General features: G+C 73.1%; 14 protein-coding genes and 1 pseudogene. 4 read left to right on the top strand and 11 right to left on the bottom strand.

Translation table 11 applies throughout. The features are described 5' to 3' along the window. Window positions 1–56 precede the first annotated feature (56 nt). From IE273_RS27070 to IE273_RS27055, 4 genes are read right to left on the bottom strand one after another with little or no spacing between them, the layout of a single operon-like run. Window positions 57–1,412 (bottom strand): hypothetical protein, encoded by a 1,356-nt coding sequence (locus tag IE273_RS27070; protein WP_189817792.1) that lies wholly within the window; start codon window positions 1,410–1,412, stop codon window positions 57–59. A 35-nt stretch (window positions 1,413–1,447) separates the two neighbouring features. Then, entirely contained in the window at window positions 1,448–2,386 is a 939-nt protein-coding gene (locus IE273_RS27065; RefSeq protein ID WP_189817791.1) for an N-acetylneuraminate synthase family protein, read from the bottom strand. A 12-nt stretch (window positions 2,387–2,398) separates the two neighbouring features. Next, window positions 2,399–3,628, bottom strand: a complete 1,230-nt coding sequence (locus IE273_RS27060; protein WP_189817790.1) for an N-acylneuraminate cytidylyltransferase — start codon at window positions 3,626–3,628, stop codon at window positions 2,399–2,401. A 23-nt stretch (window positions 3,629–3,651) separates the two neighbouring features. Then, window positions 3,652–4,971: a DUF6716 putative glycosyltransferase gene (locus IE273_RS27055; protein ID WP_189817789.1), complete on the bottom strand. Its 1,320-nt coding sequence runs from the start codon at window positions 4,969–4,971 to the stop codon at window positions 3,652–3,654. 198 nt (window positions 4,972–5,169) lie between these two features. On the opposite strand from IE273_RS27055, the gene IE273_RS27050 reads away from it, so the two are divergent. The 3 genes from IE273_RS27050 to IE273_RS27040 all read left to right on the top strand — a co-directional run bounded on the left by IE273_RS27050 (window position 5,170) and on the right by IE273_RS27040 (window position 8,770). Beyond that, entirely contained in the window at window positions 5,170–6,147 is a 978-nt protein-coding gene (locus tag IE273_RS27050) for a glycosyltransferase family 2 protein (protein ID WP_189817788.1), read from the top strand. Then, the gene (locus IE273_RS27045; RefSeq protein ID WP_189817787.1) at window positions 6,144–7,478 is read left to right on the top strand and encodes a polysialyltransferase family glycosyltransferase; all 1,335 of its coding nucleotides are present in this window, start codon (window positions 6,144–6,146) and stop codon (window positions 7,476–7,478) included. The genes IE273_RS27050 and IE273_RS27045 overlap by 4 nt, the downstream gene beginning before the upstream one ends. A gap of 242 nt (window positions 7,479–7,720) precedes the next feature. Then, complete coding sequence (locus IE273_RS27040) at window positions 7,721–8,770, top strand: acyltransferase family protein (protein WP_189817786.1); 1,050 nt, start codon at window positions 7,721–7,723, stop codon at window positions 8,768–8,770. A 17-nt stretch (window positions 8,771–8,787) separates the two neighbouring features. Here IE273_RS27040 and IE273_RS27035 read toward each other — a convergent pair. The 3 genes and pseudogenes from IE273_RS27035 to IE273_RS27025 all read right to left on the bottom strand — a co-directional run. Then, a pseudogene (locus tag IE273_RS27035) lies at window positions 8,788–8,898 on the bottom strand (IS5/IS1182 family transposase); the annotation flags it as partial. 95 nt (window positions 8,899–8,993) lie between these two features. Next, entirely contained in the window at window positions 8,994–9,644 is a 651-nt protein-coding gene (gene leuE, locus IE273_RS27030) for a leucine efflux protein LeuE (RefSeq protein WP_189817785.1), read from the bottom strand. Between the two features lie 63 nt (window positions 9,645–9,707). Continuing rightward, entirely contained in the window at window positions 9,708–11,300 is a 1,593-nt protein-coding gene (locus tag IE273_RS27025) for an acyl-CoA mutase large subunit family protein (protein WP_189817784.1), read from the bottom strand. 81 nt (window positions 11,301–11,381) lie between these two features. Here IE273_RS27025 and IE273_RS27020 point away from each other — a divergent pair, with 81 nt between their 5' ends. Further along, window positions 11,382–12,293, top strand: a complete 912-nt coding sequence (locus IE273_RS27020) for a L,D-transpeptidase family protein (protein WP_189817783.1) — start codon at window positions 11,382–11,384, stop codon at window positions 12,291–12,293. Window positions 12,294–12,522: 229 nt separating this feature from the next. Here IE273_RS27020 and IE273_RS27015 read toward each other — a convergent pair whose 3' ends face one another. The 4 genes from IE273_RS27015 to IE273_RS27000 form a co-directional block, all read right to left on the bottom strand. Continuing rightward, a complete protein-coding gene (locus tag IE273_RS27015) occupies window positions 12,523–13,710 on the bottom strand; it encodes a hypothetical protein (RefSeq protein WP_189817782.1) in 1,188 nt (395 codons plus the stop codon). Continuing rightward, window positions 13,710–14,372 (bottom strand): RNA polymerase sigma factor, encoded by a 663-nt coding sequence (locus IE273_RS27010; protein ID WP_189817781.1) that lies wholly within the window; start codon window positions 14,370–14,372, stop codon window positions 13,710–13,712. Before IE273_RS27010 ends, IE273_RS27015 begins: the two co-directional genes overlap by 1 nt. Window positions 14,373–14,732: 360 nt before the next feature. Further along, window positions 14,733–15,596, bottom strand: coding sequence for a hypothetical protein (locus IE273_RS27005; RefSeq protein WP_189817780.1), 864 nt, complete (start codon window positions 15,594–15,596; stop codon window positions 14,733–14,735). A 530-nt stretch (window positions 15,597–16,126) separates the two neighbouring features. After that, on the bottom strand, window positions 16,127–16,744 hold the full coding sequence (locus IE273_RS27000; RefSeq protein WP_189817779.1) for an RNA polymerase sigma factor: 618 nt from the start codon (window positions 16,742–16,744) through the stop codon (window positions 16,127–16,129). Window positions 16,745–16,832 lie beyond the last annotated feature (88 nt).

The raw sequence follows: 16,832 nt of genomic DNA, 5'->3' as shown, positions 1-16,832 counted from the left end.
GGGCTGCCTGAGTATCCGTACTCAGGCATATGGTCAACAGCCCCCACGAGCCACGGCTAGGCCGGGCTCACCGCCGCCAGCCGGTGGACGTCCCGGGCGGTGCCGGTCACGCCGGAGAGGAAGCCCTGGGCGCGTGGGGAGGCGGTGTCGGTGAGCCAGGTCGGGTCGATGTCGCAGACCGCCACGCGCACGCCTGTGCCGGCCAGGGCCAGCGGCAGGGTGTGGACGACGGTGGAGGGGAAGCTGAGGATCGTCCGGCCGATCGGGCCGCGGCGGGCGATCAGCTCCAGCGGGAGGTCCGGGCGGACTATCTCCAGGCCCGTCTCGGCGGCCAGGCGGTGCAGTTTCTCGACGCTCTCGCGGCGGTGGGCGAAGTAGCGGGTGGCGCCGTGGGCCTTGGCCAGGTTCCGGACGGCCTCCAGATAGCGGTCGCCGTCCACGACCCCCGTCTCCACCAAGGAGGTGCCGACCAGGTCGGCGCTCTGGGTGATGCGCGGGGGTCCGAAGCGGGCGCGCGTCCAGGCGAAGTCGTTGGCGGTGACGGTCACGCCGTCCGGGATCTCGGTCACCGGCATGGAGGAGAAGACCTCGACGCGCCGGCGGTCGCTCGGGGTGAGGCGGCGCCGGGCGGAGGAGGAGACCGGCGCGAAGAGCAGGTCGCGGGCGCCGGGCCGGCCACCCTTGCGGTGCCAGCGGACCAGACGTTCACCGCGGGCCAGCTGGGCGACGAACTCCATCGTCGCCGTGCCGTCGTCCACGACCACGAGGTCGCGGGCGCGGGTGATGGTCAGCAGCAGTTGTACGTAGCGGGAGAAGGGGTCTCCCATGACGATCCGGTCGGCCCGGCGCAGGGAACCGGCCAGGCCGCCGATGGTGTGGAAGGGCGCGGTCGTACCGCCCCGCGCCTCTTCCCAGCGCACCCGGTACCCCTCGTCCCGGGCCAGGTCCGCCATGCGGCGCAGCTGGCCCCGGGTCATGGGGTCGGTCGGGGACAGCACGACGACGGTGAGCTCCGCACCGCCCGCCGCCGCACCGCCCGCCGCCGCGCCGGCCGGCACCGCCACGGCCGGCAACCGCCGGCCCTGCGCGGGCACGGCGGACGCCTGGCCGGCGTATGCGGGGCCGATGTGCGCCGGGCCGGGCTGCGTGGGCAGGGCCGGCGTCGGCACGGGGGCCGGGGCCGCCCCCGCGCCGTCGGCGCCGGACGGCACAGCCGACTCCGCGCCGCCGGCACCGGACAGCACCCCCGGCTCCGCCCGGCCGGGGCCGGACGGCTCGGCCGGGCCGGAAGGGCCGGGGTCGTGCAGGCCGTGCAGGTGTGCCCACTCCAGTACGTTCAGCAGCTGTACCGGGCTCTCCACGAAGGCGAGCGTGCGGGCGGGGTGGCCGGCCTGACCGGCGCGGGGGCTCATCGGCGTACGACCGTCCCGTCGTAAGTGACCTGGATTCACACCGAGACCGGCTCGCCCGCCGCCGCGGCGATGTCCGCCTCGGCGACGACGCCGGTGACGCGGCGCAGCTTCTTCATCGGGCCCAGCTCGGAGTCGTAGACCTTCTTGACGCCGTCGCCGAGGGAGGCCTCGATGGTGCGGATGTCGCGGACGAGGCGCTGAAGGCCCTGCGGCTCGACCGAGGCGGCCTGGTCGGAGCCCCACATCGCGCGGTCCAGGGTGATGTGGCGCTCGACGAACGTGGCGCCCAGCGCGACCGCCGCCAGCGTGGTCTGGAGGCCCGTCTCGTGGCCGGAGTAGCCGATCGGGACGTTCGGGTACTCCTTCTCCAGCGTGTTGATCACGCGGAGGTTCAGCTCCTCGGCCTTGGCCGGGTAGGTGGAGGTGGCGTGGCACAGGAGGATGTTGTCCGAGCCCAGGACCTCCACCGCGTGGCGGATCTGGCGCGGGGTGGACATGCCCGTGGAGAGGATGACGGAGCGGCCGGTGGCGCGCAGGGCGCGCAGCAGCTCGTCGTCCGTCAGGGAGGCGGAGGCCACCTTGTGGGCGGGGACGTCGAACTTCTCCAGGAAGGCGACGGCCTCGGTGTCCCACGGGGAGGCGAACCAGTCGATCCCCTTCTCCTTGCAGTACTCGTCGATCTGGCGGTACTCGTCCTCGCCGAACTCCACCCGGTGGCGGTAGTCGATGTAGGTCATCCGGCCCCAGGGGGTGTCGCGCTCGATGTCCCACTGGTCGCGCGGGGTGCAGATCTCGGGGGTGCGCTTCTGGAACTTGACGGCGTCGCAGCCGGCCTCGGCGGCCACGTCGATCAGCTTGAAGGCGTTCTCCAGCTCACCGTTGTGGTTGATGCCGATCTCGCCGCAGATGTAGACGGGCTTGCCGGGGCCGACCTCGCGCGAACCGAAGGTACGCAGACGGGAGTTGGTGCTCATCAGGGGGTGTCCTTACTTGGGGAGGGAGTCGAGAGAGGGGCCGAGGATCCAGCTGGCGATCTCTCGGATCGCGCCGTCACCGCCGGGGACGGTGGTGACCGCGCGTGCGGCGCCGCGTACGACGTCGTGAGCGCTCGCGACCGCCACGGGCCAGCCCACGAGGGCGAAGCACGGCAGGTCGTTGACGTCGTTGCCGACGTAGAGCACGCGCTCCGGCGCGATGCCCTGCTCCTCGCACCACTGCTTCAGCGCGAGGTCTTTCCGGTCGATGCCGTGCAGCACGGGGATCCGCAGCTTGCGTGCGCGGGCGGCGACGACCGGGTTCTGTTCCGTGGACAGGATCAGCAGCTTCAGGCCGCTCCTGCGGAGGGCCGCGATGCCGAGGCCGTCGCCGCGGTGCACGGCGACGAACTCCCGTCCGTCGGAGTCGATCAGCACCCGGTCGTCGGTCTGGGTGCCGTCGAAGTCGAGTACGACCGCGTCCACGTCGTCGGCGGTCGGCAGCGAACCGGGGCGATCCGCGTCGAAGAGGGGCGCGAGGGCCCGGGCCCGCGCGAGGTCGTGCGGGTCGTCGATCTCCAGCACCCGGGCCGGGTCGGTGCGGACCAGCTCGGTGTGGCCGAAGAAGCGGTGGTGGTGCTCGCGGAAGCCGGCCGCGTCCATCGCGTAGGCGGCGCCGGTCTCCAGGAAGTCCTGGGGGCGGTCCTGGCGGCGCGGGCGGTAGGACTTGTCGTGGTTGACGCCACGACCGCCCTCGGTGGGCTCGTCGGCCTCGCGCCAGACGAAGCCGTGGAAGGGGGCCACGGTGACGGCGGTGTCGGCGCCGTTCTCGGCGACCGCGGCGGCGACACCGTCGATGTCCTCGCGGACGAGGAACGGGCTGGTGCACTGCACGAGCAGGACCACGTCGACGGGGGCGCCGTGCAGCGTCTCGTGAGTGTCCATGGCGTGCAGGACCGCGGCCTCGGAGGTGGCGGTGTCCCCGGCGATGGCGGCGGGCCGCAGGACGACCTCGGCGCCGGCCTCCCGGGCGGCGGCGGCGATGGCCTGGTCGTCGGTGGAGACGACGACGTCGGTCACCAGCCGGCTCGCCCGGCACTCGCGCACCGCGCGGGACACCAGCGGGACACCGCCCACCGGGGCGAGGTTCTTCGCGGGCACGCCCTTGGAGCCGCCGCGCGCGGGGATCACCGCGAGCACCCGGCGGATCGAAGCGCCTGGGCCCGCTGCCGGGTTGGACATGGGGTCTACTCCTTGGGGTGAGGTCACAGCTCGCCCATCCGCCGGATCACGGGGGCGACCCGCTGGACGCCGTGCCGGTAGGCGCCGCGCGCGGCCCGGCGCACGATCTGCCGGACGGCGCCGGGCGCCTTGTCGGCGGCGGGCGCTCCGGGCAGCGGTACGCCGTCGGGGCCGAGGTGGTGGCGGGCGAGGATGCCGGGCAGGTAGCCGGGCGCGGTCTCGGACGTGTAGTAGGGCGTGAGGGGCGGCAGCCCGCCCGGCCGGTCCAGGAGCTGGGCGATGCGCTCGCGGGCGCCGTCGAACGCCGTGGCGTAGCTTCCGTCGGCCGCGACTCCCTGCCGGGCCACCCACGCCTCGTCCGGCACGGGCCGGTGCCCGGCGTCGAGCTGGTCCCAGGAGGCGAGGCAGCCGGAACCGGTGAAGTGGTGGTTGCCGAGCACCTCGCGGACCCCGAGGTCGGTGAGGACGGCCGTCGGGACCCGGCGGTGCAGGGCCTCCAGGGCGGCCGTGGAGCTGACCGTGACCAGCAGGTCGGTGCGGTCCAGCACCTCGCCCATGTGCCCGTACACCAGGCGGAAGTTGGCCGGCGGGTCCTGGTCCTGGACCAGCTTCTGGTACGGCAGCTCCTCGATGTGGGTGGTGTGCTCGCCGGGCTTGGAGCGCAGCTTGAGCAGCACCTCGCGCCCGGGGTGCTTCCGGGCGTGCTCGATGAGGCGGTTCAGCAGGTAGGTACGGTCCCGGCGGTTGTCCGGCACGGACGGCTGGGCCGCGAACACCACGGTGTAGGGGTCGTGTTCACCGGTGTAGGGCTCGCCGCCGAGGAAGGGCAGCGCGACCTCGGTGACCGAGGAGGCGTCGGCGCCGACGCCCTCGTACACGGCCCGGAACCGGTCCGCGTCGTGGCGGGAGTTGGCGAGGACGAGGTCCGCGCCGTGCCGCAGCAGCAGCCCGTCGGTGAGCTTCTCGTAGACGACGCCGACGTAGCCGGTGACGACCACGGGGCGCTTCCCGGAGCCCCAGGCGGCGCGCAGTCCGTGCAGCATCGCCTGCACACCTCCGCCGACCAGGGCGAGCACGAGGACGTCGTACCGGTCGCCGGGGACCTCGCTCATCGCGCGCAGGAACTCGACGCCGGTGACCTCGCGCAGGGAGTCGGCCTGGACGCCGACTTCCTTCAGCTGGCGGGCGGTGGGGGTGGCGCGTCCTCGCAGGAGGTAGCCGTCGAGCCGGACCTCGGCAGCCGCGGGAGTGAGGCGTTGCGCGGTGAGCGCGCCCCACTTCCACCGGGTGTCGGAGTCCGCGAGGACGGCGACCCGCAGGGACTTCGTAGCACTTGCTGGCACGTCGAAGACGCTAGGAAGCGATTCCGAGGTTCCGCCCAACCCGAACGCAACAAACGGTTAACAGCACATCGCCGAATGGCGAATCGGGCCGCGAGCGGTGCGCGAAACAGCCTGGTTCACAGCTTCGCCACGTGGCGTTCACCCGGCATCAAGCAGGCCGTCAAGACGAATGACGGGCCGCGCCCTAACGTCCCTGACGTGGTCAAGCTCTCCGTCATCGTGCCGTTCTACAACGTGCAGCAATACGCGCCAGACACGCTCAGGAGTCTGAAGTCGAATGCGCGTGAGGACTTCGAATTCATTCTCGTCGACGACTGCTCCCGCGACGGGACACCAGAGATTCTCGCGCGTGCGGAGCGCGAGCTGCCGGGCGCGGTCCTGGTCCGGCACGAGCAGAACGGAGGGCTGGCGACCGCGCGCAACACCGGGATCGACAGGGCGCGCGGTCAGTATCTGACCTTCCTGGACGGCGACGACTGGCTCGCCCCCGGCTACTACCCGCGGCTGCTCGCCGCCATCGAGGAGCTGGGCTGCGACTTCCTGCGCACCGACCATGTGCAGTGCACCGCCCGGGCGCGCAGCGTGCACCGGGTGCCGGTGGGCCGGCGGAACACGGTGCTCAGCCCCCGGGAGGCGATACTGCCCGCCGACCGGTCCACCTCGGTGGACTACGCGTACGCGTGGGCGGGCATCTATCACCGCCGGCTGCTGGACAAGGGGCTGCTGCGCTTCACCGACGGGCTGCGCACGGCCGAGGACCGGCCGTGGATCTGGAAGCTGCACCGGGAGGCGGAGTCCTTCGCCGCGGTGAGCCTGCTCGGTGTGTTCTACCGGCGTGGGGTCGCCTCGTCGCTCACCCAGATCGGCGATGTGCGGCAGCTGGACTTCATCCGGGCGTTCGATCAGGTCATCGCGGAGACGGCGGCGGATCGGGAGGCCGACGTCCTGCTGCCCAAGGCCGTTCGCACCTATTGCGCGATCATTTCCCATCACCTGGGATCCATCGAAAGGTTCGAGCCGGCGGTGGCGAAGCAGCTGAAATCCCTGAGTGCGGCCGCCCTGCGGCGCATGCCGCAGGACGTGCTGGACGAGGCGCTGGACTCCATGGACCTCCAGCGCTCCACCCGGCTGCGCCGGCTGCGCCGCCGTCCCGCCCCCGCGGGAGCCGCCGCGTGACCACCCAGATCTTCCAGGCGTCGACGCTGTACGGCACGGCCACACTCGCCGCCGCCCTGGACTCCGGCTGCTTCCGCCCGGCCGACCGGCGGATCCTGCTGGTCTGCAACAACGCGGCCACGCCCGAGACGTCACCGGCGCTGAACGAGATGCCGGGCTTCGAGCGGCTGCGGGACCGGTTCGACGACGTGGTGTCGTACAACGAGGCGATCTTCCCGTTCCACCCGGGCGGCTGGGCGCCCCGCGGCGATGATCTGCCGCTCTGGGAACGGTACTTGCGCCACGAGTGGCAGCTCGGCACCGACGACGTCGAGCTGGCCGTCGAGTCGATCCAGGTCAACCCGTCACTGGCGCTCGCGCAGATCTTCACGGGCGCTCCGGTCACCGTCTACGCCGACGGCCTGATGAGCTACGGCCCCACCCGCAACAAGATCGACCCGCTGGTCGGCACCCGCGTGGACCGGGTCCTCCACCTGGACCTGGTGCCGGGTCTGAAGCCGCTGCTGCTCACCGAGTTCGGCGTGCCAGGCGAGGTCCTGCCGACGGCCGCCTTCACCAAGGTCCTCGCCGAACTGACGTCGCTCGGCGATGAGTTGCCGGACGTCCAGGAGCCCGCGCTGCTGCTCGGCCAGTACCTGTCCGCGCTGGACATCCTCACCGCCGAGCAGGAGGAGAACCTGCACGTGCTGATGCTGAAGGGAGCAGCCGCGCTCGGCCACACCACGGTGGTGTTCAAGTCGCACCCGTCGGCCCCGGCCCGCTTCACCCGCTCCCTGGAACAGGAGGCGGAACGGCTGAAGGTGGAGCTGACCGTGCTGGACACTCCGGTGCTCGCGGAGGTGCTGTACCAGCGGATGCGTCCCGCGCTGGTCGTCGGCTGTTTCTCCACCGCCCTGCTCACCGCGTCCGCGCTGTACGGCCTCCCGGTCGCCCGGGTCGGCACCGACCTGCTGCTGGAGCGGCTGACGCCGTACGAGAACAGCAACCGCGTGCCGGTCACGATCGTGGACGCGCTGCTGCCCGAGCTGACCGACAACGCGGCCGTCACCGAGCAGCGGCGGGGCATGGACGTGGAGACGCTGGGCGCGCTGGTGCGCGCGGTGGGCTTCGCGATGCAGCCGAGGATCCTGCCGAGGCTCCGCGCGGAGACCGAGGGCTGGCTGGCGAAGAACCTGAACGAGCGGACGCTGCGCTACTTCAAGCGCAAGCGGCTGACCTCGCTGGCCCTGCCGGGCGGGGTGCCGTCCCAGCTGTCGTTCCTCCCGCGCAACGCGACGGTCCGCCGGGTGGCGCGCAAGGCGCGCAGTCTGGGCAAGGCCGTACGGCGCTGAGCGACCCTTGCGGCGGGGCGGGCCCGGGTCGGGCCCGCCCTTTCAAGTCGTTCCTGTGATTCGCCCAGGTAGCGATGTAACGATCGTCCTTGGAGGTGAATCTTCACTTGAAATACAAAGAGGATTAACGCCGGTCGGGTTGGGTCCCGAGAACCATGCCTGTTTCCTCCTCCGTCCTTGCCGCCGTGCCCGCTCCCCCGGCCCGCGCAACGGCCCATGCACGCCAGAGTCGTCTGCACGCCTTGGACGGACTGCGCCTGCTGGCCGCGTTGATGGTCTGCCTCTACCACTACGCCGGACGCGGCGGCGCGGTCTCCGCGTCCTGGCACCAGAGTCCGGCCCATGTCTTCCCGACCCTGTCCCAGCTGGCCACCTACGGCTGCCTGGGCGTGCAGTTCTTCTTCGTCATCAGCGGTTTCGTCATCTGCATGAGCAGTTGGGGCCGCACCCTCGGCGACTTCTTCCGCTCCCGGGTCGCCCGCCTCTACCCCGCCTACTGGGTCGCCCTGGTGCTGGTCACCGCGGCGGCCGTGGCCCTGCCCGTGGTCGTCCACCCGGTCCGGCCGGACGAGTTCCTGGTCAACCTGACGATGCTGCAACAGCCGATGGGCGCCACCCGCGTCCTCGGCGTGTGCTGGACCCTCTGGGTGGAGGTCCGCTTCTACGCCCTGTTCGCCCTGTTCGTGGTCCTGCGGGGTGTCACCTACCGCCGGGTGGTGCTCTTCTGCTGCGTGTGGACGCTGGCGGCGGTGGTGTGCCGCACCTCCGGCAACGCGCTCACCGACCAGCTGGTCATGCCCGAGTACGCCCCCTTCTTCATCGGCGGCCTCGCCCTGTACCTGATCCACCGCTTCGGCGGCGACCTGCTGCTGTGGGGCATCGTCGCGGTGTCCTGGCTGCTGGGACAGAGCACCGCCACGCAGAGTCTGTGGCACGCCGGCGCGCAGGGCGACTTCCACCGCAGCCCGTACGTCATCATCGCCGTCGTCACCCTCGCCTTCGCCGCCGTGGCCGCGGTGGCGGTGGGCTGGACGCAGTGGGCCTCCTGGCGCTGGCTCGTCACGGCAGGCGCGCTGACGTACCCGTTCTACCTGGTCCACGAGCACCTGGGCTGGTTCGCCATCCGGGTGCTGCACCGGGGGCTCGGGCTGCCGCCGTGGCCGACGCTCGCCGTGACCGTGCTGGGCATGCTGACGTTGGCGTGGCTGATCCACCGGTTCGTGGAGAAACCGTTCGGGCCACGCCTGAAAGGAATGCTGAAAAGGTCTCGTACACCTGAAATCTCCGTGTAGGTCGCCAAGCGGAAAGGCCGCCGGAAGCCGTGGAGCCGGGCGATCGTTCGCTCGACCACCCACCGGTAGGTGCCCAGGCCGGTTCCGTGCGGAGTTCCGCGTCTGGCGATCACGGGCACGATGCCTCGGGCATCTTCGGCACCTACGCCACCGCCACCCCCGACGGCACCCTCCACGTCGGCACCAACACCTGACCGTCCCGGGCCGCAGGCTGGTGAAACGATCACGCGCTGGCGATCGAAAGCTTCACCGCGAACCCCAGGAACAGCGCCCCGGCCGCCGACGTGGCCGTCGCGGACAGCCGCTTGCGCCGCCGGAACGCCGCGGCGAGCCGCGTGCCGCTGAATATCAGGGCGCTGAGGTACAGGAAACTGGCCAGCTGGGCGAAGGCGCCGAGGACGACGAAGGACAGGGCCGGATAGGCGTAGCCCGGGTCGACGAACTGCACGAAGAAGGCGACGAAGAAGAGGATCGCCTTGGGGTTGATGAGGCTGACGACGAGGGCCCGGCGGAAGGGCCGCTCGCCGGGGCCCTGGGCGGGCGCGGTCTCCTCGACGGCCCGCTCCCGCCGGGTCCGCCACATCTGCCGGGCGGCCCGCAGCATGCCGATGGCAAGCCAGCTCAGATATCCGGCGCCGGCGTACTTCACGATCCCGAACAGCAGCGCGTTCCCCTGGAGCAGCGAGGCGACCCCGGCGGCGGACAGCGTCATCAGCACGGTGTCCCCGCACCACACACCGGCCGCGGCCGTGTAGCCGGCCCGCACCCCGCGGCGGGCGGCCACGGAAAGGACGTAGAGGGAGTTGGGGCCGGGCAGCAGCACGATCAGGATCAGGCCCGCGAGATAAGTGGGGAGGTCGATGACGCCGAACATGGAGGGAGTGTCGCACGCGGGTACGACACACGGTCCTCCGCGTCCAGCAGGGCGCCCGGGGGTTCAGAAGGTGTCACTCGGTACGTGGCTCCCCCAGACCTCGCGGAGCGCGCCGCAGACCTCCCCCACCGTCGCCCGCGCCCGCAGCGCCTCCTTCATCGGATAGAGGACGTTGTCCTCGCCCTCCGCCGCCTTCCGCAGCGCGTCCAGTGCCGTGGTCACCGCGGCCCGGTCGCGTTCGGCCCGCAGCCGGGCCAGGCGCCCGGCCTGGCGCGCCTCGATCGCCGGGTCCACCCGCAACGGCTCGTACGGTTCCTCCTCGTCCAGCCGGAAGCGGTTGACCCCGACCACCACCCGGTCACCGGAGTCGGTCTCCTGCGCGATGCGGTACGCGTTCTGCTCGATCTCGGCCTTCTGGAAACCCCGCTCGATCGCGGCGACCGCCCCGCCCAGGTCCTCCACCCTGCGCATCAGGTCGACGGCCGCCTCCTCCACGTCGTCCGTCATCCGCTCGACCGCGTAGGAACCGGCGAACGGGTCCACCGTCGCCGGGACGTCCGTCTCGTGCGCCAGCACCTGCTGCGTCCGCAGGGCCAGCCGCGCGCTCTTGTCCGTCGGCAGCGCGATGGCCTCGTCGAAGGAGTTGGTGTGCAGGGACTGCGTGCCGCCGAGGACCGCCGCCAGGGCCTGGACGGTGACCCGGACCAGGTTCACCTCCGGCTGCTGGGCCGTCAGCTGGACCCCCGCCGTCTGGGTGTGGAAGCGCAGCATCAGCGACTTGGGGTTCCGCGCGCCGAACTCCTCCCTCATCACCCGCGCCCAGATCCTGCGCGCCGCGCGGAACTTGGCGACCTCCTCCAGCAGCGTCGTACGGGCCACGAAGAAGAACGACAGGCGCGGGGCGAAGTCGTCCACGTCCATGCCGGCCGCCACCGCCGTACGGACGTACTCGATGCCGTCGGCGAGGGTGAACGCGATCTCCTGCACCGGGGACGCGCCCGCCTCGGCCATGTGGTAGCCGGAGATCGAGATCGTGTTCCACTTCGGGATCTCGGCGGTGCAGTACCGGAAGATGTCCGCGGTCAGCCGCAGGGACGGCTTCGGCGGGAAGATGTACGTGCCCCGGGCGATGTACTCCTTCAGGACGTCGTTCTGGATCGTGCCCGTCAGCCGGTCCGCGGCCACCCCCTGTTCCTCCGCCACCAGCTGGTACAGGAGCAGGAGCAGCGCGGCGGGCGCGTTGATCGTCATGGACGTCGAGACCTGGTCCAGCGGGATGCCGTCGAAGAGCACCCGCATGTCCTCGACGGAGTCGATCGCCACGCCCACCTTGCCGACCTCGCCGTGCGCGAGGGGCGCGTCGGAGTCGTGGCCCATCTGGGTGGGCAGGTCGAAGGCGACGGACAGGCCGGTGGTGCCGTGGGCGATGAGCTGCCGGTAGCGGGCGTTGGACTCCGCCGCCGTGCCGAAGCCCGCGTACTGGCGCATGGTCCAGGGCCGGCCGGTGTACATGGTCGGGTAGACCCCGCGGGTGAACGGGTACGCGCCCGGTTCGCCCAGTTTCCGGGCCGGGTCCCAGCCGGTCAGGCCGGACGGCCCGTAGACCGGCTCGATGGGCAGGCCCGACTCCGACTGACGTGCCGACTGCTGTGCCATCGCTGCCTCCGCGCGGTAGGACGGGTACACCTCACCATGCCCCCTAGTTCGGCGGCGGTCACGCGGGGAAGCATCCCGGGCATGAGGATCCCGGGGAGACCTGCCGCTCTGCTCGCCTCGGCCGCCGCACTCGCCGCGCTCTGCGGGTGCACCGTGCAGCCGGCGGGCGCCGATGGGAAACAGGGCCTGCCGGTGCATGGGGAACTGCCGGGCAGCCCAGGTCCCGGCACCACCCGGAGCAGTCCGGGGCCGGGCACCGCCGGAAGCGGTCCGGGGCCCGGCGTCACCCGTACGGCACCGGCCACCCCGCCGACGGGCACGCCGACCGCCCCGCCGAGCGTCACTCCCGCCGTGCCCGCGCCACGGGTGCTGTGGTCGCGCGGGGACAACGGTCCGGCCGTGCGGGAACTCCAGGCGCGGCTGCGCCAGGTGGCCTGGCTGGCCGTGGGGCCGACCGGGTCGTACGACGGCCCGACCGAGCGGGCCGTCAAGGGCTTCCAGGGCAAGCGCGGACTGCCCCGGACCGGCGCGACGGACGCCGTCACCTGGCAGCGGCTGGTGGCGATGACCCGTCCGCCCGGCAGGGGGGAGCTGTATCCGGGGGCTGCCCGGCCGGCCGCCGCGGCGGATCCGCGCTGTAGGACCGGGCGGGTGCTGTGCATCAGCAAGACCAGCCGGACCCTGCGCTGGATGGTCGACGGACGGACCCTGTCCACGATGGCGGTGCGGTTCGGCGCGCAGTACACCCCGACCCGCGAAGGGGTGTTCACCGTCTACTGGAAGTCACGGCACCATGTGTCCACCCTCTACCACTCGCCGATGCCGTACGCGATGTTCTTCAGCGGTGGCCAGGCGGTCCACTACTCGTACGACTTCGCGGCGCGCGGCTACGCGGGCGGTTCCCACGGATGCGTCAACGTCCGGGACGAGACGGCGATCGCCCGGCTCTTCGCGCAGGTGAGGATCGGCGACAAGGTCGTCGTGTCCTGGTGAGACGTCCTGCCGAGGGCTGTGCGTTGCGGGGCGCGGGCGGGACCGGGGGAACGTGTCCCGCCCGCGCCAGGTGCACGAGCCGCGGGTACGGGGGGAACCCCGGCTCCGTGCGACGGCCGATGACCAGTCGGCTCACTCATTACTGCGTCCCGGGCTCCAGAAACGTCACACCTCGCGCCGAAAAACTTTCGGTGACCGCAAAAGTGCAGGTCAGGTGGGGTTATGACGATCAGAGCGCGGTGTACGTCGGAGTCGGTGACGGGGTCGTGGAGCCGTTGCCGGGTGTGCCGCGGTGCGCGGGCGCGAAGGCCGAGGGAGCGGGGTCGGCGCCACCGTGCTGCCGACCGCCGCCCTTGCCGTTGCCTTCTCCGCCGTCCTCGTCTCCGCCCTTGCCGTTGCCGCCGCCGTTGCGGTTGCCCTTGCCGTTGTCTCCGCCGCTGCCGTTGCCGTTGCCCCCGGCTTTGCCGCTGCCCTTGCCGCCGTCCGGGTCGGCGGGGCCGTCTTCGCCGCCCTTGCCGTTGTCCTTGCCGTTGTCCTTGCCCCCGCCCTTGCCGTTGCCCGAGCCCTGGCCGGTGGTCTTATCGCCGCTGCCGCCGCTGTTCACGCCGCCCGTGCCGCCGGAGGCGGAGTCGCCGGTGCCCAGCAGCACCTTGCAGTACGTGGTCACCCGGCCGGGGCCGCCCGCCAGGTGTTCCAGCGCGCGCCGGCGGCCGGCGTCCAGGTCCTTGCCGTCCCGCAGCGCACGGCAGGCCGCGGTGGCGCCCAGCCACCCGGTGCCGGACGTCGCGGAGGGGGCACCGGTGCCGTCGCCCGTCCCCGCGGCCTCGTCATCGGTGCCGCCGCGATGCCCCCGCGTACCGCCGTCCGGTGCGCCGGTGCCCGTCCCGCCGCCCGGTGCGGACGGTGAGGTGAGCGGCTGTCCGGTGGTCGTGTCGGGGGAGACGGAGGTGGCGGGGCGGGGGTGATCGTCACCGAACGGCGTGGGCAGCACTCCGGTGCCGGCGGCCACGGCGACCCCGCCGAGCGTGCCCGCGGCCACCGCCGCGGCGAGGGCCAGGCGTACCGGGCGGGCCCAGCGGGGGCGCCGGGTGCGGGTTCCGGTACGGGCCGGGGCACCGATGCGGACCAGGCCGGCGTCGGCGCCGCGTGCCGGGGTGCGGGGGGCGGTGGGGGCGTGCGCGGCGGCGGTGCGCTCCGCCTCGGCGGCCTCGCGGGCCTTGCGGAACGCGGCCAGGGCCGCCTGCTCGCCGGGGAGCTCACCGGGGGCGGAAGCCGCCTCCGCGGACAGCGCGCCGAGCGCCCGGGAGAGACGTTCGGCCTGGTCACGGGCGGAGGGGTCGACGGCTTCCAGTGACTCACCGCGCAGCAGGCGTTCCGCCGTCTCACGGTTCAGCCACGTGTACTGCTCGTCGGCCATCACATGTCCTTCTGCGTCCGCGCACGCGTATGCGTCACAGTTGCGGACGTCACCGCGCCTCGGCGCGGTTCTCTTGGCAGCGGGAGCGCGTCCAGTCCGCCCGCCGATTCCGGATCGGCGCCGATCAGCTCCGCGAGGCGCTTCAGACCGCGGTGCGCGGCGGTACGGACGGCGCCCGCGCGCTTGCCGAGGGTCTCGGCGGCGGTCTTGGCGTCCAGGCCCACGACCACGCGCAGGACGACCGCCTCGGCCTGGTCCTGCGGGAGCCGGGCGATCAGGGAGAGGGTGCTGTCGGTGGCCAGGGCCTCGATGGCCTCGCCGGCCGTGTCGGACTCGGCGGCGCGGCCGGTCAGCTCGGTCTCGTCGCCGCCTATGGCGGGGCGCCGGCCCCGCATGCGTATGTGGTCCAGGGCGCGGTTGCGGGCGATCCGGGCGGCCCAGCCGCGGAACCGGTCGGCGTCACCGCTGAAGCGGTGCAGGTCACGGGCGATCTGGAGCCATGCCTCGGACGCGACGTCCTCGGCGTCGAGGTCGCCCACCAGGGTGCGGACGTATCCGAGCAGGCGCGGCTGCACCGCGCGGTACACCGTACGGAACGCGGTCTCGTCCCCGTCCTGTGCCGCACGCACCGCGGTGGTCAGCTCCGCGTCGTCCCCCAGCACCGTACTCCCTTTACGCCTGTCTTCGGTCGGCGCGAAAGGCACGTTACGGCGTGAACCCGCTGCCGTCCATGTCTGTAGAAGATGCAACTAACTCGTGACCGGGTCCGGATGTGCGCAGCGTGAGGTCGGGACGAGGTCGCGATGTGGCCGCGCTGTGGCGAGGTGTGACAGAAACCGCACCCACGGCGCTGAAGGGAGTACGGGCCGCGCGCGGCCCGTCCGCGCGACGGCCGGGGCCTCTCCTGTGGGGGGTGGCGGCCCCGGCCGTTGCCTCGGTTCCAGCGCTCCGGCCCCGGCGGCTCGGCTGTCCGACGCCACGCCGACCACTCCGTGCAGCGCGGCCCGCCTCTCCGGAACTGATCACCGACGGGATGCCTGGGGCTTGCCGCCGGAGGAGTCACCGCCGGCCGCCTCGCCGCCGGCCGAGTTCCCTTCGGCCGCGTTGCCCGCGCCCGCGTTCCCCTGGCTGCCGCCGCCCTTGCCCTCCCCGTTCCCGGTGTTGCCATTGTTGCTTGAGTTACCGGAGTTGCCGGAGTTACCGGAGTTGCCGGAGTTGCCGGACGTGCTTGCGTCGTCGGCTTTCCCGCCCTGCTTCCGCTCCAGCCGGGCGGCGCAGTAGGCGGCGACCTTCTCCGGTCCCCCCGCCGCCGTGACGAGCCGCTGCCAGGCCGTCGCCTCCAGGGCACCGCCGCGGTCCCCGGCGCTGGCGTAGGCACGGCAGTGGGCGAGGGTGTCCCGGGCGGTGGCCGGCCGGTCGGGGCGGTCCGCGGGCGCGGTGTCCGAGGGCCCGGCTGCCGTGGCGGCGGCCGAGACGGGCGGAGTGCTCGCCGCCGGCCGCGTGGACCGTGGCGATCGGCTCCGGTCGTCGGCGTGCGTGCCGGAGCCGGCGGAGCCGATGGCCGCGACGGCGACTCCGCCCAGCGTGAGGCTCGCCAGCGCGACCGAGAGGGTGGTCCGCAGCGAGCGGCGGACGGGTGCCGGCCGCCCGGGCCGCCAGTCGTCCCGGGCGCGGGTCCGGGCGTCGTGCGCTCCCGCGTCGCGCGCGGCCCGGAAGGCGGCGACGGCGCTGCGCTCGGCCTCGGCGTCGACGCCGTCGGCGCGCAGCGCGGCGGCGAGCCGTGCCTCCAGCCCGGAGGCGTCGGCCGGGTCCGGCGTGGCGACGGTACCGCCGGGGTGCGCACGCCGACGACCGGTCAGCCCGCCGCCGCTGTGCCGTTCACCCATGCCCGTTCCCGCCCTCACCCGGTCCACCCGGAACTCCGTACGCCGATCCACCCGCACCCACTGGCCTGAACCCCGGGCGCCCGCACCTGCCGACCACCACAGCCACGCGCCCGCACCTGCCGACCATCACAACTCCGCGCCCCTGGCACCGAACGCGACAGCCCCGCGCCCGAAGCGACGGACCACCAGGCCGTACGCCCCACGACCACCGGCCATGACGGCCCCGGCCCGGAGCCACCCTCCACCCCCGGCCTGTGAGTCCCCGCCCCCAAGGCCCCGCGGGCGCCGGAAGCCCAGCCCCCGAACGCCCCGGAGCCGAGCCGCGAACGCGTCCGGGGAGCGAAGGCCATACGCACCCGCCCCGGACCTCGCACTCCGCCGAAGCCCCACCCGAACACCCGGGGCCAAGGCCCCAACGACCCTGCGGCCACGACCCCGACGGCCACGTCCCCGCCCCCGGCGCCGCTGCCGGCAACGTCCGCGGAGCCGACGCCCGCCGCTATGGATACGTCCCACACCCGCCGGCGCGTTCACCCCGGCTCACCCCGCGGCGGCGTATCCGTGTCCCTCGCACCGTCCGTGCCCAGTTGGCGGGCCAGGCGCCGCAGGCCCCGGTACGCGGCCGTGCGGACGGCGCCGGGGCGTTTGCCGAGGACTCGGGCCGCGGCCGGGCCGTCGAGGCCGACGACCACCCGCAGCAGCACCGCCTCGGCCTGGTCCCGGGGCAGCGCGCGGACCAGTTCCAGCGCGCGTGCGGTGGAGAGCGACTCCAGGGCCTGGTCGTGGGTGCTGTGCCGGCCGGGCAGCTCCAGGGCGTCCTGCTCCAGCAGCGCCGCCCGGGGCCGTACCCGCTGCCGGCGCAGATGGTCCAGCGCGCGGTGCCGGGCGATGGTCGCGGTCCAGCCGCGGAAGCCCGCGCCGTCGCCCCGGAACCGGCCGAGGTCGCGCGCGATCTCCAGCCAGGCCTCGGAGGCGACGTCCTCCGCGTCCTCGCCGACCAGCCCCCGCAGGTAGCCCAGCAGGCCGGGCTGCACGATCCGGTAGGCCACCGCGAACGCGGTCTCGTCGCCGTCCTGGGCCCGCGCGACGGCCGCGCCCAGCTCCCCGTCCCGCGGCTGCGGGCGGCGGGGTTCCCCTCCCTGGCCCAAGACCGTCCTCGTTCGTGCCGAGTTCCTGGCCACTGCGTGGCGCTTGCCTCACGGTGCGACACGCTCCGGCCGTGTCCCCGCCCTTCAC

This window comes from Streptomyces olivaceoviridis (genome assembly GCF_014650115.1).
GTDB lineage: Bacteria > Actinomycetota > Actinomycetes > Streptomycetales > Streptomycetaceae > Streptomyces > Streptomyces olivaceoviridis.
This window is presented reverse-complemented; position numbering and strand designations above follow the sequence as displayed.